At 36.9% G+C, this 20,670-nt stretch carries 30 protein-coding genes and 2 pseudogenes; 16 read left to right on the top strand and 16 right to left on the bottom strand.

Going from position 1 to position 20,670, the window contains the following annotated elements:
• Positions 1-170 precede the first annotated feature (170 nt).
• The 5 genes from JCM12304_RS20095 to JCM12304_RS11955 form a co-directional block, all read right to left on the bottom strand.
• Positions 171-296, bottom strand: a complete 126-nt coding sequence (locus tag JCM12304_RS20095) for a hypothetical protein (protein WP_256200824.1) — start codon at positions 294-296, stop codon at positions 171-173.
• A gap of 207 nt (positions 297-503) precedes the next feature.
• Positions 504-1,742 carry a beta-ketoacyl-ACP synthase II gene (gene fabF / locus JCM12304_RS11970; RefSeq protein ID WP_060680607.1) on the bottom strand — a complete coding sequence of 413 codons (1,239 nt, stop codon included), beginning with the start codon at positions 1,740-1,742 and terminating at the stop codon, positions 504-506.
• 36 nt (positions 1,743-1,778) lie between these two features.
• A complete protein-coding gene (locus JCM12304_RS11965) occupies positions 1,779-2,717 on the bottom strand; it encodes a beta-ketoacyl-ACP synthase III (RefSeq protein WP_060680605.1) in 939 nt (312 codons plus the stop codon).
• Between the two features lie 150 nt (positions 2,718-2,867).
• Positions 2,868-3,824, bottom strand: coding sequence for a BMP family ABC transporter substrate-binding protein (locus JCM12304_RS11960; protein WP_060680603.1), 957 nt, complete (start codon positions 3,822-3,824; stop codon positions 2,868-2,870).
• A gap of 23 nt (positions 3,825-3,847) precedes the next feature.
• Positions 3,848-4,462: a hypothetical protein gene (locus JCM12304_RS11955; RefSeq protein WP_060680601.1), complete on the bottom strand. Its 615-nt coding sequence runs from the start codon at positions 4,460-4,462 to the stop codon at positions 3,848-3,850.
• A 112-nt stretch (positions 4,463-4,574) separates the two neighbouring features.
• Between JCM12304_RS11955 and JCM12304_RS11950 the strand changes: the two genes are divergently transcribed.
• Positions 4,575-4,754, top strand: coding sequence for a DUF2929 family protein (locus tag JCM12304_RS11950; protein ID WP_019376243.1), 180 nt, complete (start codon positions 4,575-4,577; stop codon positions 4,752-4,754).
• Positions 4,755-4,826: 72 nt separating this feature from the next.
• Here the strand turns inward: JCM12304_RS11950 and JCM12304_RS11945 are convergent, their stop codons facing one another.
• Positions 4,827-5,186 carry a hypothetical protein gene (locus JCM12304_RS11945; RefSeq protein WP_060680599.1) on the bottom strand — a complete coding sequence of 120 codons (360 nt, stop codon included), beginning with the start codon at positions 5,184-5,186 and terminating at the stop codon, positions 4,827-4,829.
• Between the two features lie 163 nt (positions 5,187-5,349).
• On the opposite strand from JCM12304_RS11945, the gene JCM12304_RS11940 reads away from it, so the two are divergent.
• Complete coding sequence (locus tag JCM12304_RS11940) at positions 5,350-6,162, top strand: undecaprenyl-diphosphate phosphatase (RefSeq protein WP_369813164.1); 813 nt, start codon at positions 5,350-5,352, stop codon at positions 6,160-6,162.
• A 77-nt stretch (positions 6,163-6,239) separates the two neighbouring features.
• Positions 6,240-6,941, top strand: a complete 702-nt coding sequence (locus JCM12304_RS11935; RefSeq protein WP_060680595.1) for a Crp/Fnr family transcriptional regulator — start codon at positions 6,240-6,242, stop codon at positions 6,939-6,941.
• 525 nt (positions 6,942-7,466) lie between these two features.
• On the opposite strand, the gene JCM12304_RS11930 is transcribed toward JCM12304_RS11935, so the two are convergent.
• A complete protein-coding gene (locus JCM12304_RS11930) occupies positions 7,467-8,597 on the bottom strand; it encodes a TIGR04053 family radical SAM/SPASM domain-containing protein (protein WP_019376239.1) in 1,131 nt (376 codons plus the stop codon).
• 215 nt (positions 8,598-8,812) lie between these two features.
• A complete protein-coding gene (locus JCM12304_RS11925) occupies positions 8,813-9,052 on the bottom strand; it encodes a DUF2249 domain-containing protein (RefSeq protein ID WP_019376238.1) in 240 nt (79 codons plus the stop codon).
• A gap of 196 nt (positions 9,053-9,248) precedes the next feature.
• Here JCM12304_RS11925 and JCM12304_RS11920 point away from each other — a divergent pair, with 196 nt between their 5' ends.
• The 6 genes from JCM12304_RS11920 to JCM12304_RS11895 all read left to right on the top strand — a co-directional run bounded on the left by JCM12304_RS11920 (position 9,249) and on the right by JCM12304_RS11895 (position 12,177).
• Entirely contained in the window at positions 9,249-9,941 is a 693-nt protein-coding gene (locus JCM12304_RS11920) for a Crp/Fnr family transcriptional regulator (protein ID WP_019376237.1), read from the top strand.
• Positions 9,942-10,105: 164 nt separating this feature from the next.
• Positions 10,106-10,351 carry a DUF2249 domain-containing protein gene (locus tag JCM12304_RS11915; protein WP_060680593.1) on the top strand — a complete coding sequence of 82 codons (246 nt, stop codon included), beginning with the start codon at positions 10,106-10,108 and terminating at the stop codon, positions 10,349-10,351.
• Positions 10,348-10,563, top strand: coding sequence for a DUF2249 domain-containing protein (locus JCM12304_RS11910; protein WP_019376235.1), 216 nt, complete (start codon positions 10,348-10,350; stop codon positions 10,561-10,563). The genes JCM12304_RS11915 and JCM12304_RS11910 overlap by 4 nt, the downstream gene beginning before the upstream one ends.
• A 1-nt stretch (position 10,564) precedes the next feature.
• Positions 10,565-10,756: a hypothetical protein gene (locus tag JCM12304_RS19615; protein ID WP_060680591.1), complete on the top strand. Its 192-nt coding sequence runs from the start codon at positions 10,565-10,567 to the stop codon at positions 10,754-10,756.
• Positions 10,753-11,808: a hypothetical protein gene (locus JCM12304_RS11900; protein ID WP_060680589.1), complete on the top strand. Its 1,056-nt coding sequence runs from the start codon at positions 10,753-10,755 to the stop codon at positions 11,806-11,808. The genes JCM12304_RS19615 and JCM12304_RS11900 overlap by 4 nt, the downstream gene beginning before the upstream one ends.
• A gap of 69 nt (positions 11,809-11,877) precedes the next feature.
• Positions 11,878-12,177, top strand: coding sequence for a metal-sulfur cluster assembly factor (locus JCM12304_RS11895; protein WP_019376233.1), 300 nt, complete (start codon positions 11,878-11,880; stop codon positions 12,175-12,177).
• A 199-nt stretch (positions 12,178-12,376) separates the two neighbouring features.
• On the opposite strand, the gene moaD is transcribed toward JCM12304_RS11895, so the two are convergent.
• The 6 genes and pseudogenes from moaD to JCM12304_RS11870 all read right to left on the bottom strand — a co-directional run bounded on the left by moaD (position 12,377) and on the right by JCM12304_RS11870 (position 15,008).
• Positions 12,377-12,610 (bottom strand): molybdopterin converting factor subunit 1, encoded by a 234-nt coding sequence (gene moaD, locus JCM12304_RS11890; protein ID WP_060680586.1) that lies wholly within the window; start codon positions 12,608-12,610, stop codon positions 12,377-12,379.
• A pseudogene (locus tag JCM12304_RS11885) lies at positions 12,603-13,071 on the bottom strand (molybdenum cofactor biosynthesis protein MoaE). Before JCM12304_RS11885 ends, moaD begins: the two are co-directional and overlap by 8 nt.
• A gap of 32 nt (positions 13,072-13,103) precedes the next feature.
• A pseudogene (locus tag JCM12304_RS11880) lies at positions 13,104-13,439 on the bottom strand (molybdopterin-guanine dinucleotide biosynthesis protein B); the annotation flags it as partial.
• Between the two features lie 46 nt (positions 13,440-13,485).
• Entirely contained in the window at positions 13,486-13,635 is a 150-nt protein-coding gene (locus tag JCM12304_RS19105) for a molybdopterin-guanine dinucleotide biosynthesis protein B (RefSeq protein ID WP_082388036.1), read from the bottom strand.
• A gap of 216 nt (positions 13,636-13,851) precedes the next feature.
• Positions 13,852-14,163, bottom strand: coding sequence for a metal-sulfur cluster assembly factor (locus JCM12304_RS11875; protein WP_019376229.1), 312 nt, complete (start codon positions 14,161-14,163; stop codon positions 13,852-13,854).
• A gap of 83 nt (positions 14,164-14,246) precedes the next feature.
• Positions 14,247-15,008: a serine aminopeptidase domain-containing protein gene (locus tag JCM12304_RS11870; protein ID WP_060680582.1), complete on the bottom strand. Its 762-nt coding sequence runs from the start codon at positions 15,006-15,008 to the stop codon at positions 14,247-14,249.
• Positions 15,009-15,169: 161 nt separating this feature from the next.
• Between JCM12304_RS11870 and JCM12304_RS11865 the strand changes: the two genes are divergently transcribed.
• The 4 genes from JCM12304_RS11865 (at position 15,170) to JCM12304_RS11855 (ending at position 16,954) form a co-directional block, all read left to right on the top strand.
• A complete protein-coding gene (locus JCM12304_RS11865) occupies positions 15,170-16,003 on the top strand; it encodes a Cof-type HAD-IIB family hydrolase (protein WP_060680580.1) in 834 nt (277 codons plus the stop codon).
• A gap of 153 nt (positions 16,004-16,156) precedes the next feature.
• Positions 16,157-16,306: a hypothetical protein gene (locus tag JCM12304_RS19610; RefSeq protein WP_019376226.1), complete on the top strand. Its 150-nt coding sequence runs from the start codon at positions 16,157-16,159 to the stop codon at positions 16,304-16,306.
• Positions 16,307-16,507 (top strand): DUF3813 family protein, encoded by a 201-nt coding sequence (locus tag JCM12304_RS11860; RefSeq protein WP_019376225.1) that lies wholly within the window; start codon positions 16,307-16,309, stop codon positions 16,505-16,507.
• Between the two features lie 183 nt (positions 16,508-16,690).
• Positions 16,691-16,954: a NifU N-terminal domain-containing protein gene (locus JCM12304_RS11855; RefSeq protein ID WP_019376224.1), complete on the top strand. Its 264-nt coding sequence runs from the start codon at positions 16,691-16,693 to the stop codon at positions 16,952-16,954.
• 74 nt (positions 16,955-17,028) lie between these two features.
• Here JCM12304_RS11855 and JCM12304_RS11850 read toward each other — a convergent pair whose 3' ends face one another.
• A complete protein-coding gene (locus JCM12304_RS11850; RefSeq protein WP_060680578.1) occupies positions 17,029-17,424 on the bottom strand; it encodes a hypothetical protein in 396 nt (131 codons plus the stop codon).
• A 26-nt stretch (positions 17,425-17,450) separates the two neighbouring features.
• Complete coding sequence (locus JCM12304_RS11845) at positions 17,451-18,293, bottom strand: YitT family protein (protein WP_019376222.1); 843 nt, start codon at positions 18,291-18,293, stop codon at positions 17,451-17,453.
• 125 nt (positions 18,294-18,418) lie between these two features.
• On the opposite strand from JCM12304_RS11845, the gene JCM12304_RS11840 reads away from it, so the two are divergent.
• From JCM12304_RS11840 to JCM12304_RS11830, 3 genes are all read left to right on the top strand, one after another.
• On the top strand, positions 18,419-19,279 hold the full coding sequence (locus JCM12304_RS11840) for a DegV family protein (protein WP_060680576.1): 861 nt from the start codon (positions 18,419-18,421) through the stop codon (positions 19,277-19,279).
• Between the two features lie 172 nt (positions 19,280-19,451).
• A complete protein-coding gene (gene yppF / locus JCM12304_RS11835; protein ID WP_019376220.1) occupies positions 19,452-19,640 on the top strand; it encodes a YppF family protein in 189 nt (62 codons plus the stop codon).
• Positions 19,641-19,744: 104 nt separating this feature from the next.
• Positions 19,745-20,617 (top strand): SDR family oxidoreductase, encoded by an 873-nt coding sequence (locus tag JCM12304_RS11830; RefSeq protein WP_019376219.1) that lies wholly within the window; start codon positions 19,745-19,747, stop codon positions 20,615-20,617.
• The last annotated feature ends 53 nt before the right edge of the window (positions 20,618-20,670 follow it).

Below are 20,670 nucleotides of genomic sequence, written 5' to 3'. Positions count from 1 at the left end.
ACCGTAATTACTTCCATTTTATGCAGCTAATCAGGAAAAAATGAGGGGTGTCTGAGCTTTCGTCCATTGTCCGCTTCATGATAGACATTCACATGCGTTTTCTCGGACGCAATGTCCGTCATCCGCTTCATGATAGACATTCACATGCGGTTTCATGATCGCAATGTCCGTCATACACTCGATGATAGACATTCACTCGCATTTCCACGACCGCAATGTCCGTCATACACTCGATGATAGACATTCACACGCATTTCTACTGCCGCATTGTCCGTCATACCTTTTATGATAGACATTCACACGCGTTTCCACGGCCGCAATGTCCGTCATACACTCCATAACAGACAAGGTAAGTCATATTTAAGAAACCTAGAAAACCTTAAAATCTTTGCCACCAAAGCTAATAAGCTCTTTGCCCGCCAAGAGCAATAATGGATACAGAGCCATAAAAAAAGGCCGATCAGCAACTTTTGCTGATCGGCCTTTCTTAATAGTTTCTTATATTATTGATATTTTTTAAATACTAATGCTACGTTGTGTCCTCCAAATCCTAGAGAATTGCTGACTACTACGTTGACGTTCTGCTTCCTGGCTTCATTTGGAACATAATCCAGATCACAGTCCTCATCTGGTGTTTCATAGTTTATTGTAGCAGGTATAATGCTATCCTCAATTGTTTTTAGAGAAATAACTGACTCTATACCACCTGCCGCTCCAAGTAGATGACCAGTCATAGATTTTGTCGAGGAAACAGCAACCTTATATGCATATTCACCAAATACTGTTTTTATTGCTTCTGTTTCAAATTTATCATTTAGTGCAGTACTTGTCCCATGCGCATTAATGTAATCGACATCTTCCGGCTGCAAGCCTGCATCTTCAATAGCTTTTTGCATTGCTCGAGCAGCACCCTCACCATGCTCAGCTGGGGCTGTGATGTGGTAAGCATCTCCGGTTGCACCATAGCCAACAATTTCCCCGTAAATATGTGCACCACGTTCTAATGCAGTCTCCAATGTTTCCATGATCAAAATACCTGAACCTTCACCCATAACAAAACCATCGCGGTTTTTATCAAATGGACGGCTTGCTTTAGAAGGATCTTCATTCAATGACAGTGCTTTAGCTGATGAAAAACCAGCAAAGGCCATATTAGATATTGGGGCTTCTGTACCTCCAGCTATAATATAATCAACATCTCCACGCTGCACCGCTTTAAAAGCATCGCCAATTGAGTTTGCACCAGAAGCACATGCAGTCACACTACAAGAATTAATTCCTTTTGCACCTAGCTGAATAGACACCTGACCAGCCGCCATGTCTGGAATCATCATAGGAACAAAAAATGGACTAACACGCTTCGGTCCCTTTTCCAAAAATTTTGTATGCTGGTCTTCCCATGTTTGCATACCACCGATTCCTGAGCCGATCCACACCCCAACACGATGTGCATTGGAATCATCAATTGTCAACTTTGCATCTTCCACCGCCATTTTGGCTGCTGCGACTGCATATTGAGTAAATGGATCCATTTTTCTGGCATCTTTTTTGTCCATATATGCAGTAGGGTCAAATTCCTTTACTTCTGCTGCTACTTTTGCAGGGAAATCATCTTTGTTTACTCTGGTTACAAAATCAATTCCGGATTTGCCTGCAAGAACATTTTCCCACATGGTGTCTACATTGTTTCCTAAAGGAGTTATTGCTCCAAGCCCTGTAATAACTACTCTTTTATTATCCATAAGGTAACCTCCTATAATATTTCGTTCTATTTTTGTTTATTTCCCCCAGCGTAAAGCGACGGCTCCCCAAGTCAAACCGCCTCCAAAGCCAACCATTACGATTAAATCATTATCTTTTATTTTACCATCTTTAACAGCTTCTGATAACGCCATTGGAATTGATGCAGAAGAGTTATTTCCGTATTTCTTTATCGTTTTTGCCATTTTGTCTTCAGAAATACCCAAGCGCTCACGTGCTGCATCCATAATTCGGATATTTGCCTGGTGTGGAATTAAATAGTCCACATCTTCTTTGTTTAGGCCAATTTCTTCAATCACGTTCACAGTAGATTCCGGCATTTGACGAACTGCAAATTTATATACTTCACGGCCATTCATTACTAAATGGTTATCTTCATTTTGATATAATTCCTTGCCTCCTGCACCATTTGCACCAAGTTCAAAGGATAGAATACCCTTCCCTTCTGAAACTTCACCTATAACAGCGGCCCCTGCTCCATCACCAAGCAAGACACATGTTCCGCGGTCCTCCCAATTGGTAATTTTAGATAGCTTATCTACACCAACAACGAGAATATGCTTATATGCTTTTGTTTCAATAAATTGCTTCGCAGTAATCATGCCATACATAAACCCGGAACATGCTGCACTTATATCCATAGCCGCAGCATTCTTCGCACCTAATTTATCTTGTATCATACAGGCTACAGATGGAAATGGCGTGTCAGGGGTTACGGTTGCAACAAGTATCATATCGATGTCTTCTGCTGCGATACCAGATTCCTCTATAGCCCCTTTTGCAGCATGGTATGCCATGTCAGATGAATCTACGTTATCTTCTGCAAGTCTACGTTCTTCAATTCCGGTACGCGTCCGGATCCACTCATCATTTGTATCGACAATCTTTTCCATGTCTTTGTTTGTCACAACTCTTGTTGGAAGGTAATGCCCTGTACCTAATACACCAACGTTCATATTTCCATCTCCTTATATATTAAAAGTTTATTATCAATTATTATGACTTGGTACTAATTTTAATGTATTAATGTGCAACTTGCAAGAGTAAAAGTTGCTAATCAACCTCCCAGCAGGCTTTGTAAATCTACTGCATAAGGGTTTCCGATACTAGCGGGCATTTGGCAGCTTCCCTGTTTCTATGTATTCCTGAATGGATTCTTTGATTTCTTGTTGAAAGCTTTCAGGAACAAATGGACTGAAATCTCCGAGAGATATAACGCCATCACCAAAATCAAATGTAAGAACCCCACCATCGAGCTTTCCCTTATCAAATCTCTCTGCTGCAATTTCATAAAGCCTGTCCACATGTTGTACAGTGCTTGTTAAAACAGTCTTCTTGCCTAACTTTAATTGATCATCTACATACCCTATTGTATGGACATCATTCTTCTTTGCTCTTTCAATAATTTCATTACTAAACGAATCACCTGTTGGATAAAACACATCAATGTCATTTGCAAGCATCTTCTTATAAATATCTATAGCGAAGTCCTTATTTACCCATGTGTTTAATATTTTTATATAAATATCTACAGCAGGATTTTGATATTTTGCGCCCTCATAGAATCCCTCAATTTCGGGTTGCCATTCATATGCACCTATAATTCCCAGTTGATTTGTCTGTGTCATTTTACTTGCCACCATTCCACCAAAAAAACCCATAGCTTCCCCATTAAACTTTAAGCTTGTTAAATTGTCGGAATGAATATTGCCATTAAAATAGACAAAGTGGACATCGGGGTAATCACTTGCAATCTCTTTAAAATATTTACCAAAACTATTACTATGACCGAAAATTAGATTTACCCCATTTTCCACAAATTCATTTACCGCTAGTGCAACATCGTTTTCTGTATATATATTTTCTTTATAATAAACATCCACATTCTCTCTTTTCTGAATTGCCATTAAGCCTTTATAACCTTTCTTTCCCCAGGCTTGCTCCTCCATTGGACTATCAAAGAGCATTCCAACAGCCTGCAGTTCACCTCTGCTATATAAATTGCATCCACCAAGTAACACCAATAAAATTCCACTTATACAGATGAAAAGTACTCGTTTCATTTCGGCACTCCATTCTACTTCAATTAATCCATATTATACATTGCTCCATATTGTTCATAATGTTTTATAACTTGCTCTATCCGTTTTTCCTTAGGTATATTGTCACGAATATAAATGGAATTTTCAAGCTTTTCTTTTTCTCTCTTTTTCATTTCCTTTGTTTTTACATACAAGGTAGACGACGTTTTATTGCCTTTTATCCATTGGATAAGTAATTTAGTGAACTCTTTTATATATATAGCATCTTGTTCAAACCGAGTTGAATCAAATGGAATGGTCTCTTTACCGTGAAGGATACCTTGCTTATTCATTGGCATCCATTCTCCATAAAGCAAGGGAGCGAAAATAAAGATTTCATTCGGACTTCGTAAGCTATTCTCATCGGGGTTAATAACCAGAATGTGTTCTGCGTTCATTTCATTCAGCTTTCTATTACTATTAGTAAGAATGGCATGTTCATAGGTTTTCTTTGTCTCTGAGTTCACTATTTGAAAAGAACTATTTCTACCAAAAAACATTGTTAACATATCATCCTTAGTTGTATCTTCTATTCCATTTACTTTATATCCATGCTCAAGTAAATCATTAACTATATGAAACCCAATCCAATCATTGCAAAATGCTACTAATTCCGTCATCATACTGCCTCCCTATTGAAATAATACTTTTATTTTATGTAAGGATTTGATAAACTAGGAAAGGAAGTTTGAATTCATTTAGACAGTTAAAGAAAAAAATGAGGTGTTCACGTTGCGTTACATATGGACAATAATTTGGGCATTATTAATAAGCTCCGTTCTTTCCTATGTGTTATCAAGCATGGGTGGCGAGTCATTCAGTTTCCTTAGCACGATAGTATTTGCCGGCATTCTTGTAGTGGCAATTGCTATATTAGGGGATGGCGCGTTGAAAGAGGATCATAGTAATTAATTGTAAAAAGTTAGAGAGAACCCTTGCCTTTAAGCAATAGTTGGGCAAGGGTTTTCCTATTACATTATTTTTTTAATACCATGGCAAGATACTTAGTGCTGTAAGAGCTGCAAGTGGAAGTACAAGCCTGCGAAATCTTCTCGGTCTGTAAAACCCTGGATAGCCACCGTACCCGTACCCAGGATAACCGTATCCAGGAAAGCCGTAACCCGGATAACCAAAACCATAGCCAAACTGCCTTTGGTCATCTGGAGATGCCATGTTTTGATGCTCCTCTGCACCAATTGGCACTGCAAAATAGACGTATTCATCATCTAATCCAGTAATAATACCATCAACTTGTGAGCCATCTGTTGTTTCAGCAAGGACATAAGAATGCATATGTTTTTTACATAAATCGTATATATGGTTATAATCATTATTCATTTTCATCTTAACCGCCTCCTCACCATCTAGACTATTCAACTAGTAATTACTTGGTGACTTGTCAGCACATTAAAATAAATGATCATTGATTTAGTGAGTCAATAAAGTTACTATCTTATCGAATATGTTTAAAAGAACGATTGAAAAAAGGAGATATCTCATGGAGACATTGACAGAACTAGGCACATTAATAAAATATTTAATTTTAGGGTTATTTCAAGGATTTACAGAACCAATCCCCATTTCTTCAAGTGGGCACCTCGTAATTTTACGAGAGCTTTTTTCTATTAATATAAAGGGATTATCATTTGAAATATTAGTTAATTTCGGATCCCTCATTGCTGTATTACTTGTGTTTCGAAAAGATATTATTCGACTAATCCAAAACACACTTCACTATGTTACAAAAAAAGAAGAATCAGCCAAAGGTGATTTTCAATTTGTAGTTTTCCTTATCGTTGCTACAATTCCAACGGGAGTTCTTGGACTTCTTTTGGAAGATTATATTGAAGACAAATTAAGTGGAGTTACTGTTGTTGGTTTTACGTTACTTATAACAGGTGCAGCTTTGTGGATTATTCGTAATATGCGAGGGAACAAAAATGATGGAGACTTAAAAGTGAAGGATGCATTGATCGTAGGTTTCGCCCAAGCTGTTGCCTTGATTCCAGGAATCAGCCGTTCTGGAGCCACCATTGTAGCTGCAATGCTTGTAGGTATGAAGCAGGAAACCGCATTGCGATTTTCCTTCTTGTTATATATTCCGGTCAGTCTTGGTATTACTGTCCTTTCATTTACAGATATTATTAGTGATCCTAATTTTGATGCCTTAATGATCCCATATCTAATTGCATTTATGGCATCCATTGTAGCATCTTTCTATGCACTTAAATGGTTTATTAATATTATGGCAAAAGGAAATTTAAAGTACTTCGCTTTCTATTGCTTTATTGTTGGTATCCTTGTTATCCTATTCTTATAGATATTAAGCAAGCATACAAAGTGTATGTTCCAGATAGAGTATGCTGTTCCAGTGTTTTATAAAGGTGGTTGCTCCGTATGAAAAGTAAAGTAAAGACATCTGAAGTTTCCACTGATCTTCAGAAGCTCCTTCATAAGGAAGGAAACCCTTTATCAATTAAGAAAGATACGTTTCTATTTAATGAAGGTGAGCCTGCTTCCAGATTATTTATGGTAACATCAGGAAAAGTACAAATTGGTAAGCTTTCCCCTGATGGAAAAGAATTGGCTTTAAGAATTTGTCATGCTGGTGATATTATTGGGGAAGTTAATTTATATTCCGAAGAAGTAAAATATATTCTTCATGCAAAAGTACTGGAAGATGGAGAAGTGATTGTACTCGATAAAGCAAAGCTAGAAGAAAGCTTACTGCAGGAAAAAGAACTTACTATTGAATTTATGAAGCTAATGAATAATTCCTATCGAAGGGACCAAACCAGATTTCGTGATCTTGTACTTTTCGGTAAAAAAGGCGCACTATATTCTACGTTAATCCGCCTTTCAAATAGCTATGGAGTAAAAACAAATCAAGATATTTACCTAGATATATCACTGACGAATCAGCAATTGGCTAATTTTTGTGGTACAACAAGAGAAAGTGTCAATCGCTTGTTAAACGAGTTGAAACGAAATTCAGTTATTTCCATGGATAAAGGCCATATTACCATTCATGATTTGAACTTTTTAAAGTCAGAAATAAATTGTGAAGACTGCCCTATTGTCCTATGCACCATACATTAAAACATAAGAGGAGTCGGCTAGCATAAGCTGACTCCTTTTTTCTCTCTAAAAAATGGGGCTTTTGCAAATGTTGGGGTACAAAAGCTACTTCTCACTAGTTCGTAGTAGGAGAAAAAGCGAACTAGTGTGGGACAATCAGCTACAGAGCAAGATAATCCGCCAGAGAACAATTTAATCAGCTGCAGAGCAAGATAATCCGCCAGAGAACAATTTAATCAGCTGCAGAGCAAAATAATCCGCCGGAGAACAATTTAATCGGCTGCAGAGCAAGATAATCTGCCGGAGAGCAAGATAATCTGCCGGAGAGCAATTTAATCGGCTGCAGAGCGAGATAATCCGCCGGAGAGCAATTTAATCGGCTGCAGAGCAAAACTATCCCCGGAGGCATTCGCAAACAAGCTATAGTTTGTTCACTATACTTTATTTTCCGAAGCGGCCATTTCAAACAACCAAGTTACTTCACAATATATCCATTTCACGAATCATTAGACCCAATAATATTAGTAAGTGCTTGCGATTCTGTTGTTATACTTTCGAAGACTTCTTTTTACGCATTGCTCTTGGAATATACACACAATATGGTTCACTTTCCATGTAATCACCTGTCACATTATAGGCACGGGATCTGGATCCTCCACAAACATGTCGGAACTCACAAACACCACATTTCCCTTTATATTTATCAGGATTACGCAAGTTCTTAAAAACTTCGGATTCGCGATAAATTTCCGCAAGCGGTGTTCTTCGGACATTACCAGCTTTTACAGGAAGCAATCCACTTGGATATACATCTCCTGTATGAGAAATAAAAACGAAGCCATTCCCATCATTCACACCTTTTGGAGCGCGTCCTAAGCCGTCAATTTGGCCGGTCTTACCGTTCATCAGTGCATCCTCATAAAAAATATGCTCCTTATCACTCATTCCTTTTTGTTCTCTAATTTTATTTTGGATTACCACTCGTCTATAATGCTGACCAGCTGTGGTTTTAATATCAAAGGGAACACGTTTGGATAAGTCATAAAGCCATCGAAACACCTTCTCATGTTCTGCTGGTGTAATCATATCGGATTCCTTTCCTCTTCCTGTAGGAACAAGGAAAAATACACTCCACAACACACAACCAAGTTCTTCCACCATCTTAGCCATTTCATCCAAATATCGATAATTATATCTTGATATAACTGTGTTAATTTGCAAAGGCATGTTTAATTCATGAAGGTACTTTATTGCATTCATTGTTAAATCAAAGGATCCTTCTGTTCCCCGAAAATGATCATGTACCTCAGCACAATGCCCATCAATACTAAAAGCCCACCTTGCTAAGCCCACATCCTTTGCTTTTTGCATGGCTTCTTTTGTAACATTTGGTGTTGCAGATGGTGTCATGGATACCCGGACACCTTTTTTAACAGCATATTCTGCTATATCAAAAACATCTGGTCTTTCAAGTGGGTCTCCACCTGTAAACACAAGCATTGGGTTATCCATTTCATATATATCATCTATTAGCTTCTTACCTTCTTCAAAATCAAGCTCCAATGGGTTTCTATGATATTGAGCTTCTGCCCGGCAATGAAGGCATTTTAGCTGACAAGCTCTGGTCAACTCCCATATAACAATAAAAGGATTTTTATTATAATCTCGTGAAAACATAGTACCCCTCCTCAAACTATCTACATAAATTGTAAATTACTATTTTAAAAGTGGGTGTGATGTTTTTCACTTTTTTAACAGAATTCATCATATCGTCACAATCATGGAATACTAATATTAATGATCTATATGAACTTGTATTAAAATTACTCTTTCACAAAACCCTAGCAGCAATTAAAAATAGACCCGGAAAACAGGGTCTATTTATTCTAAATTTATCTTTTTCCAATCGCCACTCTCCAAAGCATTGGCCCTTCTTCTATATACTCCCATTCAAAGGAATCTTTCCTTTCCATCATAAATTGATACTGTAGCGGTTTTGGATCATGATCATTTGTTAGTTCCATAACCTCTCCTGCTTTTAATTCATCAAAAACTTCAAATATCCGCGGATGTCTTATTCTTGGCTCAATATCTGGTGCATGCACTTTTGCTGCATACTTTATCTCACTCATGTAATCACGCCTCCCAATCATTTGTTTACATGTATATCATAAACTGTATAGAGTGGATATGATGTGAGATAAAACACCCCTAGGATATGATATTTATCACATTATTACAAAGCAGTTATTTTTTCCATAGGTCGCAGTTCATTCTCATGGTAAACTGATAAATAGAATAAAGACAGAAATTGAAAGGAGTTTTTTGGTGAACACGCAATCGATTCAGGAACTTTTACAACGATTTCCTATGTTTAAAGATTTAACTGATTTTGAAATGGAGCCTATTATTAACCTTGCAAAAAACCGGATATACCGTTCAGGAACCCATATTTTTATGCAAGGTGATCCTCTAACTAATGTGTACTTCATCCATAAGGGACTAGTTAAAATATATAAAACAGACATCCATGGTAAAGAACAGATCGTCAATATGCTTCAGCCTGGTGACATGTTTCCACACCAAGGATTCTTTAGGCAGGATGATTATCCGGCACATGCAGAGGTAACTGAGGATGCTGTACTTATTTATATACCAATACATTCCTTTGAAAACTTCCTTATCACTCATCCCGAAATATGTATTAAACTTTTCAGGGTACTTGGAGATAAAATTGTGGATTTGCAAAATCGGCTGCAAGAAAAGATTCTTCATAATACGTATGAACAAATAATCCTGTTATTATTACGATTGGCTAAAAACCATGGAAGAGAAGTTTCCGACACACATACGGTTATTGACACACAATTTACAAATAGAGAAATGGCCAATATGATTGGCTCCAGTCGAGAAACCGTCAGTCGAACATTAACCCAATTAAAAAAGAAAGACTTCATACAAACGGATAAAACAGGGCTTTTACAAATTAATACAGAAGCATTAGAAGATGAATTATTCTAATCACAGAGCAGGTTCTTATCAAAGATACCTGCTTTTTTAATTTATATAAACGTTTCCACTTAACAGGATTTCTTCACTTAAATTGATGTGATACAAGTCACTTCACTCCTAATTGAAAGTGATTATCATAAAAGGGAAATAATCAAAGGTAGGGAGATGCTATTATGGAATTAAAAGAAGCTGTCGTACTTGATGTTCGAGAAGATCTTCGATTAAAAAAAGAACCTTTTGATAAGATTATGGCTGCAGTAAAAAGTATTGAAGTAGGGCAGGAGCTTATTTTGCATGCACCGTTTAATCCACTTCCACTGCATAAAGTGCTACACCGAAAGGGATTTGCACATCAAGTTGAAAAAGTAGATAAAAGGCATTGGATTGTAACCTACGTAAAAAAGGGGGCTACGAAATGATTATCGATAATCGAGGTTTAGAACCTCCCCAACCAATGATCCGTACATTGAAGGCGTTGGATGGCATGAATATTGGAGAGCACCTTTCTATTATAAATGATCGGAGACCAATGTTTTTATATGAAGAGTTGGATGAGCGTGGTTATTCCCATGCAACAGAGCCACTGGAAGATGGCAGCTTTAAAATAATCATTACAAAGTCTGGTGATTAATATGATTTCAAATACAATGAAGTCTGAAACAAATGTCAAGCTTCCCCTTGCTTTTATTCTATATGGTCTTATAGCACTGATTATTGCACAAATCATTTTGTTCATTAATTCAGATCTATTAACCAATAGTAGTTTTCGTCTTCCCGACATTTGGATGGGGCTCATTTTCTTCTTCTTGGATATGCAGTTATGATTGCAATGGGAGCCATGTACCAGCTTGTACCTGTAGCTTTTTTAACACCCATTTGGAGTCACAAACTTGGCTATATTCAGTTTGTCATTACAGCATTAGGGTTCTCTATTTTTTCCGTATTGCTTGGTCTAAAGCCGGAGAAAGCAATCTTTGGGGGAATTTTAGCTATTGTTGGGGTTCTTCTATTTCTTATTCAAATGGCCAGAACAATTCTTTCCCAAAAGAAAAAAAATAAAATGACATATTTTGTTTTAGGAGCTTTATCAAGTTTCTTTTTGACCATTTCAGCTGGGTTTTTATTAGCCTGGAATCTATCCTACGGAGAAATTATAAGCCATCAAACAATCCTTGGTTCACATATTGTATTAGGTGTTGTTGGCTGGTTTAGTTTATTGATATTTGGATTTTCCTATAAGCTTGTTCCTATGTTTAGCTTATCACATGGCTATTCAATGAAATGGGCGAAAAGCTCTTTTGTTGTTTATATAACTGGTTTACTATTATTGATTTTATCCTTTTGGACTAATTTTATTTATTTTGAAACACTTGGTTGGATACTTTTATTTCTCGGATTTTTATTTTTCACCTTAGACATAAAAGAAATTTTAGCAAAAAGAATGAAAAAGAAGCTGGATAAACCTTTCATTTTCTCTCTTGTAGCCATTGGAAACGGGTTAGTTATACATTTTATTGCCCTTCTGTTTCATATGGCTGGATATCAAAATCCAATCAGCTGGAGCTGGATTATATTTCTCTATATCATGTGCTGGATTGTCTTCAGTATTCTTGGCTATTTATATAAAATTGTTCCTTTCCTTTGGTGGACCTATAAATATTCTAACAAAATTGGCAAAGAAAAGGTGCCTACATTAAAGGATATGATTCACGAAAGCTGGAGTGTGGTTTTATTCATCTGTTTCATAACTAGTGTGCTTGGATTAACTGTTGGTGGGTTGGGGCAATGGAGTCATCTCGTCATTACTTTTCAAGGCTTATTAACACTCACCTCCATCTTATATACCTGCTCTATTTTCCGTGTATTGTTAAAGTAAATGTTATCTATGTTTGTATCGAAATGGATGGTCAGGCAAATTATCAAAAAAGAAAGGAGATTTTTAAAAATGAATTTAGAAAAGCAAGTAGCCGCTACCTTGTTTGAAGTTATTGATCCGGAGCTTGGAGTTAATATAATGGACTTGGGTCTTATCTATAGTATTATGGTGAATGAGAATAAGGATGTTACGATCCGTATGACTCTAACAACACCAGGATGCCCCATGCATGATAGCATTACCAATGGCGTAAAACACCGTGTCAGTCAGCTTGATAGTGTGAATGTTGTGAAAGTAGATCTTGTATGGGAGCCCTCCTGGAACCCAAGCAAAATGAGCGAAAGAGCGATGGAAATGTTAGGTATGTAAAATTCTGCCGCGTAAAGTGGAATATTTCCCCATAGCAATGATTAACGCAATATTTATATTCTTAATTAGGAATTTATCTATTCTCAAAATCATTGTATATTCCAATATATATCGAAAGCCAAATTGATGGTATCAGTATCCTAAGCACCTAAAAAAGAGACTGTTTCGCACATAGGCGAAACAGTCTCTTCTTCTCTTTCTAGCCACCACTGACCGGTGGAATAAATGCAACCACATCATCATCAGCAAGAATAGTACTCTCCGTCGTGTACTCTTCATTTACTGCAATCATCACATTGTCAAGTGTCTTAAGCTCATACTTTGCAACAAGCATCTCCTTTAATTCTTTCACAGATTTCCCTGCTGCGTCCATGGGAATTTTCCCACTGTCTATCTTTTCCCGAAGTTCAGCGAAAAATAATACTTCAATCATCTTGCATCTCCTCCTTAGCGGGTAAATTACCCTCGTAAGAAACCTGCTCCTTTTGATCACCAATCCAGAGTTCCCCATTTTCCCAATGCTCTTTTTTCCAGATCGGGACAATTTCTTTAATACGTTCGATCGCATAGCGGCTCGCTTCAAAAGCATCCTTACGATGTGGTGTGGAAACTGCTATAACTACCGCAATATCGGAAATGTCCAAACGCCCAACACGATGAGCAATCGCTGTTTGCGTATTTTCCCACCGTTCATCTATTTCTTTTCCTATTTCCTCGAGTTTTTTTCTGCCATGCAGTATAAGCCTGGTATTCAAGGTATAAAGTCCGCTTGCCTTTGGTAAGTTCGCGAACTGTGCCAATAAATGTGTTAATTGCTCCTGCTTCTGCTCGTGTTACTTTGTTAACGACATCGTTAATTTCTATTGCTTCTTCCGTAATCCAAAAATTCTTCATAATATCCCTTTCCACATAAAATACTGACAGTTTTAACATTTAAAGTCAAGATGAGTTGTAATTACAGATGCCAATTGCGATAAAGACTGTTCGATCTTATGCATCGAAAAAATTGGGCATGTTGTATATGTTGACATCTCATTATTCCATATCACAACAGCTATTATATTTGAAAGACTTAATAGTTCTAAATCCTTCTCATCCTTCAAAATAATAATTTTTGGATAAGCTTCTTTTTTATACCCTTCCATGAACAGTAAATCCAGGTTCAATAAACGGTAAAAATCCAATACGTTTTCCAGACTGCCTTCTTCCCTTATTGTTAATTGCACTTGGCTTTCTCCCTGGACCCCACTTATAGCAGCACCTGCTTCATAATGCCTTTGACTGTCCGTACCAGGCTGATAATCAGGCTCACCACCATGCCCATGATTGCTTTATTGCTCCTACCTTCCATTTCCGGGAAGTAAAATGAACAATAAGCTTCTCCATTAAGCTCGTTTTTCCGGTATCTTTATAACCAATGATCTGACAGATTGGCAACGCACTTTTTGGATAGTCCATCTTGTAAACGATTCCCTTCTTCAATCCTCTATACTAAAATTGTACACGGTAGAAGAGACGATCAGTAAAGCCAAATCGTCCCACACATATTACCTTACTGGCCGAAAGCCGGCACCAGATTTTTCACAAGAACATCTGCACCAGCACATGAAATCGAATTTTTCTACTTTAAACAAAAAGGTTAATTCATGTATATGAATCAACCTTTCCTTTTTCTCAATCTGGAATTCCTAATGCAATTTTAGCATACCGTGACATTCTTTCCTTACCCCATGGTGGGCTCCATACAATATCAACCTTTATCTCTTTCACTTCAGGAATATCAGACAATGCACGCTTAACATCTTGTTCAATGTGCCCTGCCAATGGACAGCCCATTGCTGTAAGTGTCATTGTAACAGTACAAAGACCTTCTTCATCCAAATCTACATCATATATTAGACCAAGGTTAACAATATCTATACCCAGCTCAGGATCAATAACATTTTCCAGAGCTCCCATTAAATTCTCTTTTAAAGCTTCATCCATACTTCATACCTCCTATTCATCCTACTTATATTTAAACATATTTCCCCTTTTTTTAAAATGATATGAATCACTTCGGTCACTATTTATAAATGTTTTTCAAACCATTTTACTGTCTCAAGAATAGCATATCTGCTCACTTTGTGACCACGGTTAGATTCCTTCAAAAACTTAATATCCTCTGGATTTTTGTAAAGTTTTTTTGCTTCTTCATAAAAAGTATACGAATGATCAAATGGAACAACAGGATCATTTTCTCCATGCCATAATAGCAATGGTCGTTGATTTAGCTTTTCAGGCTGCTTTGATAAATCATATTGCTCCAGCTGCTCAAATAAATAAGTAATCATCTCATCTGTTACAGGAAGATCACCCATTTTTCTAAAACTATCCACTAATGTCTTGGCATATGTTGTAATTTTAGGTGAGCCCATTAAAATAGCTGCGGTGTGAATCCAAGAATAGCAAGCTAATGCTGCAGAAGTCGTAATACCGCCCATACTCGTACCTGCAATTCCAAACCTACCATTAAGAATCAACCCTCTTTTTTCAAAATCCTCTTTAATGGTATTTAGCTCTTTTACATTTTTCATTACAATATCCCAGAATGAAACTTGGACCTTTATAGAAGAAACCTCTTGTGCACGCTCTCCATGATATTCACTATCCGGGAGTATAACTCTATATCCTTTTTCAGCAAGTAAATATGCTAAAGGCAAATTATGTTCCTTTGCACTTGTGAAACCATGGAAATATAATACCGTAGGCAATGCGTCATTTTTCTTTGATACATCTCCAACAACTAAACAAGGTATCTCATCTATTGCTTGTTTTTCTATACCTATCATAAACAACGTCTCCTCATGAATGCTATGTCTGTTAATTCTATTTTAATAGTTGTAATATGTTTATTGCAAATTATGTAAAGGAAAATTTACGCCAGTATGTTTATTAATGCTTTAGAAGCGTTGGAATTAATGGTAAACTATTGTCAGATGAGGTGAATGATATGGAAAATAAACGACATTTGATTGCATTGGATCTTGATGGAACACTCTTAACCGATAAAAAGGTAATCAGTACTAAAACAAAGCAAACTGTACTAAAAGCAATCGAAGAAGGCCATGTAGTAGTCATTGCAACAGGAAGACCACACAGAGCCAGCATTGATTATTATCATGAGCTAAGACTTGATACACCAATGGTAAATTTTAATGGGGCGCTGATTCATCACCCCCGAGACAATAAATGGGATGCACTGCATAATCCGATGCCGATTCGCACTGCACATAAAATTATAGATACGTGCTATGACTTGAATGTAAACAATATTCTTGCTGAAGTAATGGATGAGGTTTATTTAGACCAATTTGACCAGGATATTATTGATATCTTCCATGCAACACAAAACGATCCCCCTTTCTCAGTAGGTAATTTAAAAAGCAAATTAACTACAGATCCCACTTCCTTGCTTATTCATCCGAAAGAAGATCATATTAAGCAATTACGTGGACATCTGGACGATTATCATGCTGAACTGATTGAGCATCGAAAATGGGGAGCACCATGGAATATTATTGAAATCGTTAAAAAGGGAATGAATAAGGCAGTGGGATTACAAAAAATTGCTCATTACTTTGATATTCCAAAAGACAGAATTATCGCCTTTGGTGATGAAGATAATGATTTGGAAATGATAGACTATGCAGGAGTCGGCGTGGCTATGGGTAATGCAATAGATGATTTGAAATCTGTTGCAAAGCATATCACTGTTACAAATGAAGAAGACGGGGTTGGGAGCTTTTTGGAAAATTACTTAAAACTCCAAACCTCGCACAGCTAAATATATCTCAATAATTTCCTTTAATAAAATAATACGTATAAACCATACTAGAAGTGAACGTATCTTGCGTTCACTTTTTTGCTGAATTTCCAGAGCGGTTGGAGAAGCTACTAGTTAAGAACCACTTTAAATATCTTCTATGGAGGGATTTATGTGGGAAAAGGTAGTAAGTCAAGACGTTTTAGTCAACAAAGCGCTGATTCAGTTAAAAAGCATGCGGAACGGTTTCCTTACAGGTCGACGTTTACTGAAGCGGAGCGAAAAGCCGAGGAAACAGATAACCACACACTAGGAGGGTTTTAATTGGAAAACAACAATTTATTTCAACAAGCTAAAAATGCTGTAAATAACTTTATGACCAACCAAAACAATGCAGCAAATGCAACTGACAAACAGGCTGCACAAAATGCGATACAGGCTGCATATAATGAAGCAACTCCAGAAGAAAAGCAGCAATTACAGCAGTTGGAAAATCAATTGAGGCAAAATGACCAATTACAATAACCTAAACCTCTGCACGTGATGGTAATTTCCACTTCATTGGTAGGATGATACGGAATTACTTTAAGCGAACAAACCACCTTTTCGATAAAGGTGGTTTGTTTTTGGTCTTTTTCTTTCTTCCTTGACCTATTTCTGCTAAAATTATACGTAAGTATGACTTAGTAAAAGTAGGAGGTAATCGTAATGGGAGTGCGTGTTGAAACTACACCTAATCCGAATGCATTAAAATTTACTACTGACAAATTGATTTTTGAAGGTACGAATAGTATTTCTGTTATGCCGGGCGACGAAAGTGAACATGAAATTATGAATGACCTGATGAAAGTTGCAGGCGTTGATAACGTTTTTGGCTATCAGAATTTTATTACGGTAAATAAACAATTTGATGTCGAATGGGATAACTTAACCCCTAAAGTACAGGAAATTTTTGAAAAACACGGCTATTAATAAGTTACATACAAAAGGTCAGCCCGAAAGCTGACCTTTTTTGTTTAATTATTTTTGTGTAAAGTGATCCGTTCCTAGCTATCTAAATCCAATGGGAAGTAATTTGGATTAATGACTTCCCCAGCTTCATTTTTTCCATATAAAAGTAAAAACGGCGGCTCTCCATCCTGAGCAATATTATCAGGCAGTTTAAACTCGATCGTAAACTTTTGCCATTCCATGTTCACATATTTTTTATTTTTTTCATTAACGAGCGTTTTTTCATTCTGTTTCAGCTTGTAGTAGAAGGTGCTCGTATCGCTATTTACTTCCCCTGTCATACGAACATTTCCACCTTCTACTTTGACATCAATATTTCGAAAACTTACCGCATTTCCCTCAGTTTCTTCATCCTCTTTCACCTGTGAACCTTTTTCACTGCAACCAGCCAACAGCGATATTACCATAATTAACATAATCCATTTTTTCATTCTTTTGCGTTCTCCTTATGACTTATCTAGTCTCTTCGGAAAAATCCAAATATACCAGTCGTTTGTACAATATTTGTGAAAGCATTTGGATCTATTTCATTAATGATCCGCTCTAAATCATATAATTCATAGCGAGTTACAACAAGGTAAAGCATATTTTTATCAGATTTTGTATATGCACCTTTTGCTGGAAGAATAGTAATCCCCCGAACCATTGTCTTGTGAATTTCCTGCTGCAATTCATCCGCTTTATGTGTAATGATCATAGCCGTAACTTTCTCATGACGTGTATGAATAGCATCAATAACACGTGTTGTCACATACAATGTCAGCAATGTATATAAAGCGTTCTCTGGCTCATAAAGAATACCAGCCATAGCAATAATTATTGCATTTAATGTTAAAAAATACGTACCAATCGGTCTATCCTTCATGCGGGAAAGGACCATCGCAACGATGTCCATCCCTCCTGTAGACGCACCGACCTTTAATGTCATCCCAACACCAGTACCTGCTATGACACCACCAAAGACGGCATTTAAAATAATATCCTCTGACATGGCTGTTACAGGTAAAACAGCAAGGAAAACAGATGTGAAAATAACGGAAAGAATACTATAAAATGTAAAACCTTTTCCTACTTTATACCAACCAAGCAATGCTACCGGTATATTGAATAAGAGTAACAGAATTCCAGTACTAACTCCGATCCCAATAAAATCTTTGAAAACACTGGAAACTAACTGAGCAGCACCTGTGAATCCACTGGCATATACATTCGCCTTAATTAAGAAGAAATTCAGAGATGCAGCATTTAAAAATGCACCAACAATCACTGTAATAATTCGTTTTGCCTCAAAGATAAACAATATCCAACCTCCTCTTCTTTCTTTTTATTTTTTAACTTTTAAAAATAGTAATAAAATATACTTTGACTATCTGGTAGAGTAGCATTAAACTAAAAGTAATAATACATAAGAATGTAGGTGAAAAAATGAACGTTAAAATACTCGCTGATTCCGCTTGCGATTTATCAGAATCATATTATAACGAATATAACATTGAAATGGTACCATTAACCGTTCATTTAGACGAAAAGGAATATGCAGATGGGATAGAGATACAACCCAAAACTGTGTATGAGGCCATGAGAAATGGGAAAAGTCCTAAAACATCCCAAGTAACTCCTCAAGCATTTAAAACTATTTTTACATCATACGCCGAGTCAAATCAAGCAATAATATATCTTGCCTTTTCCTCTGAGTTGTCTGGTACCTATCAAACAGCCAAAATGATGGAACAGGAAGTAAAAGAAACCTACCCTAATGCACCTATTCATGTTATTGATACGAAATGTGCTTCCATTGGCTATGGACTAGTCGTATTAAATGCTGCTAAAAAAGCAAAGAGCGGTGCTACTATAGAGGATATTATCAACTCTGCTGCATATGATTCAACCCATATGGAGCATATCTTTACCGTAGATGATCTTGAATATTTATATCGTGGTGGCCGTGTTAGTAAAACAGCTGCTTTTGTAGGCTCATTATTAAAGATTAAACCAATTCTTCATGTTGACAACGGTAAACTCGTACCGTTAGAAAAGATCCGCGGCTCGAAACGCCTCTTTCATCGTATGTTGGAAATAATGGAGGAAAGAGGTACTGATTTCACAAACCAAACTATTGGCATCAGTCACGGCGATGACCTGGAAAGGGCAGAACAGCTTGCTGAAATGATTAAAGAGAAATTTGGCGTTGAAGACATTTTAATTGAAATGGTTGGTGCTGTGATCGGAGCTCATGCTGGTCCCGGAACAATTGCTTTATTCTTTTTAGATAAACCTGCCGATTAACTTGTTAACGATTCAGGGCTTGTCCCTGAATCACATCACCTCTTCTATCCTATTACCTTAGATACTCACGAATCAAACTACTTCCCTGTCCAATAATATAGTAGAATATTTCCCCTATCCTAGTCATATTATCTAACTAAGGTTGTCCAAATTTATTAATAGGAGGAATCGCATGTTAATCAATGAACTAATTACTGCTTATAAAGAAGAAAAAGACCGACTTCCTACATCGATGAACGACTTGCTGGATTATTATCAACAGAAATACATTACAGGCGAAATTGATATTGCTTATTATCGGGAAACCTATTACTTTTTATTTAAGAAAGGCGCTGTATCAGCCTATGAATATACATACTAAAGTCCATAATGGGCTTTATTTTTTTGCAAACTTTTTACATCAATGATTGGAAAGTTCCTTTTTGGGGAAGATGAGAACTAAATCATTTTTCAGGAGGGAAACAGATGTCCATGGAAGAAAAGAATGGCAAGCAAACACCTCCGGCACAGCAACAGAATCAACAGCCGGGGATTGAATCAAAAATGCAACCAGAACCTGAATATATTCGGAATAATTATCAGGGAAGTGAAAAATTAAAGGATAAAGTTGCCTTAATAACTGGAGGCGACAGTGGAATCGGACGTGCTGTTAGTGTACACTTTGCTAAAGAAGGCGCAGACGTTGCTATCGTATATCTTAATGAACATGAAGATGCAAAGGAAACGAAGCGGCTGGTCGAATTGGAAGGTCGTCAATGCCTATTAATAAGTGGTGACATCGGTGATCAATCCTTTTGTGAATCAGCTGTTACTGAAACGTTGGATAAATACAAAAAAATTGACATTCTTATAAATAATGCTGCTGAACAACACCCTCAAGGTAAGTTTTTAGATATTACCAGCGAGCAACTGGAAAAAACGTTCCGCACAAATGTATTCAGCATGTTTTATATTACCAAAGCAGTATTGCCTAACTTGAAAGAAGGTAGCTCCATTATTAATACTTCCTCTATTACAGCATATCAGGGAAGTAAAGATCTAATTGATTATTCTGCTACTAAAGGTGCAATTACTTCATTTACCAGATCTTTATCAGAAGAACTGGCAGAAAAGGGAATCAGGGTAAATGGTGTTGCCCCAGGACCAATTTGGACACCACTTATTCCATCCACTTTCAGTAAAGAGAAAGTAGGATCATTTGGCGGAAACACACCGATGAAACGGCCAGGACAACCTAAGGAATTAGCTCCTGCTTATGTCTACCTTGCTAGTGACGATTCAAGCTATGTAAGTGGACAAATGATTCATGTAAATGGTGGAATTATCGTCGCAGGATAATCAAGAGGAAATCGCTTGATGTAGAGATCAATTCGTATCGGTATACTGTGTTT

Origin of the sequence: Virgibacillus halodenitrificans JCM 12304 (assembly GCF_001310895.1) — a bacterium.
GTDB lineage: Bacteria > Bacillota > Bacilli > Bacillales > Amphibacillaceae > Virgibacillus_Q > Virgibacillus_Q halodenitrificans.
The sequence above is the reverse complement of the archived record's forward strand: the minus strand, read 5'-3'. Positions and strand labels throughout refer to the sequence as shown.

Excerpts from the sequence above, each read along its gene's own strand:
- JCM12304_RS20095 (WP_256200824.1), bottom strand. The coding sequence starts at position 296 with ATGTCTATCATAAAAGGTATGACGGACAATGCGGCAGTAGAAATGCGT.
- fabF (WP_060680607.1), bottom strand. The coding sequence starts at position 1,742 with ATGGATAATAAAAGAGTAGTTATTACAGGGCTTGGAGCAATAACTCCT.
- JCM12304_RS11965 (WP_060680605.1), bottom strand. The coding sequence starts at position 2,717 with ATGAACGTTGGTGTATTAGGTACAGGGCATTACCTTCCAACAAGAGTT.
- JCM12304_RS11960 (WP_060680603.1), bottom strand. The coding sequence starts at position 3,824 with ATGAAACGAGTACTTTTCATCTGTATAAGTGGAATTTTATTGGTGTTA.
- JCM12304_RS11955 (WP_060680601.1), bottom strand. The coding sequence starts at position 4,462 with ATGACGGAATTAGTAGCATTTTGCAATGATTGGATTGGGTTTCATATA.
- JCM12304_RS11945 (WP_060680599.1), bottom strand. The coding sequence starts at position 5,186 with ATGAAAATGAATAATGATTATAACCATATATACGATTTATGTAAAAAA.
- JCM12304_RS11935 (WP_060680595.1), top strand. The coding sequence starts at position 6,240 with ATGAAAAGTAAAGTAAAGACATCTGAAGTTTCCACTGATCTTCAGAAG.
- JCM12304_RS11930 (WP_019376239.1), bottom strand. The coding sequence starts at position 8,597 with ATGTTTTCACGAGATTATAATAAAAATCCTTTTATTGTTATATGGGAG.
- JCM12304_RS11925 (WP_019376238.1), bottom strand. The coding sequence starts at position 9,052 with ATGAGTGAGATAAAGTATGCAGCAAAAGTGCATGCACCAGATATTGAG.
- JCM12304_RS11915 (WP_060680593.1), top strand. The coding sequence starts at position 10,106 with ATGGAATTAAAAGAAGCTGTCGTACTTGATGTTCGAGAAGATCTTCGA.
- JCM12304_RS11910 (WP_019376235.1), top strand. The coding sequence starts at position 10,348 with ATGATTATCGATAATCGAGGTTTAGAACCTCCCCAACCAATGATCCGT.
- JCM12304_RS19615 (WP_060680591.1), top strand. The coding sequence starts at position 10,565 with ATGATTTCAAATACAATGAAGTCTGAAACAAATGTCAAGCTTCCCCTT.
- JCM12304_RS11900 (WP_060680589.1), top strand. The coding sequence starts at position 10,753 with ATGATTGCAATGGGAGCCATGTACCAGCTTGTACCTGTAGCTTTTTTA.
- JCM12304_RS11895 (WP_019376233.1), top strand. The coding sequence starts at position 11,878 with ATGAATTTAGAAAAGCAAGTAGCCGCTACCTTGTTTGAAGTTATTGAT.
- moaD (WP_060680586.1), bottom strand. The coding sequence starts at position 12,610 with ATGATTGAAGTATTATTTTTCGCTGAACTTCGGGAAAAGATAGACAGT.
- JCM12304_RS19105 (WP_082388036.1), bottom strand. The coding sequence starts at position 13,635 with ATGGACTATCCAAAAAGTGCGTTGCCAATCTGTCAGATCATTGGTTAT.
- JCM12304_RS11875 (WP_019376229.1), bottom strand. The coding sequence starts at position 14,163 with ATGGATGAAGCTTTAAAAGAGAATTTAATGGGAGCTCTGGAAAATGTT.
- JCM12304_RS11870 (WP_060680582.1), bottom strand. The coding sequence starts at position 15,008 with ATGATAGGTATAGAAAAACAAGCAATAGATGAGATACCTTGTTTAGTT.
- JCM12304_RS11865 (WP_060680580.1), top strand. The coding sequence starts at position 15,170 with ATGGAAAATAAACGACATTTGATTGCATTGGATCTTGATGGAACACTC.
- JCM12304_RS11855 (WP_019376224.1), top strand. The coding sequence starts at position 16,691 with ATGGGAGTGCGTGTTGAAACTACACCTAATCCGAATGCATTAAAATTT.
- JCM12304_RS11850 (WP_060680578.1), bottom strand. The coding sequence starts at position 17,424 with ATGAAAAAATGGATTATGTTAATTATGGTAATATCGCTGTTGGCTGGT.
- JCM12304_RS11840 (WP_060680576.1), top strand. The coding sequence starts at position 18,419 with ATGAACGTTAAAATACTCGCTGATTCCGCTTGCGATTTATCAGAATCA.
- yppF (WP_019376220.1), top strand. The coding sequence starts at position 19,452 with ATGTTAATCAATGAACTAATTACTGCTTATAAAGAAGAAAAAGACCGA.
- JCM12304_RS11830 (WP_019376219.1), top strand. The coding sequence starts at position 19,745 with ATGTCCATGGAAGAAAAGAATGGCAAGCAAACACCTCCGGCACAGCAA.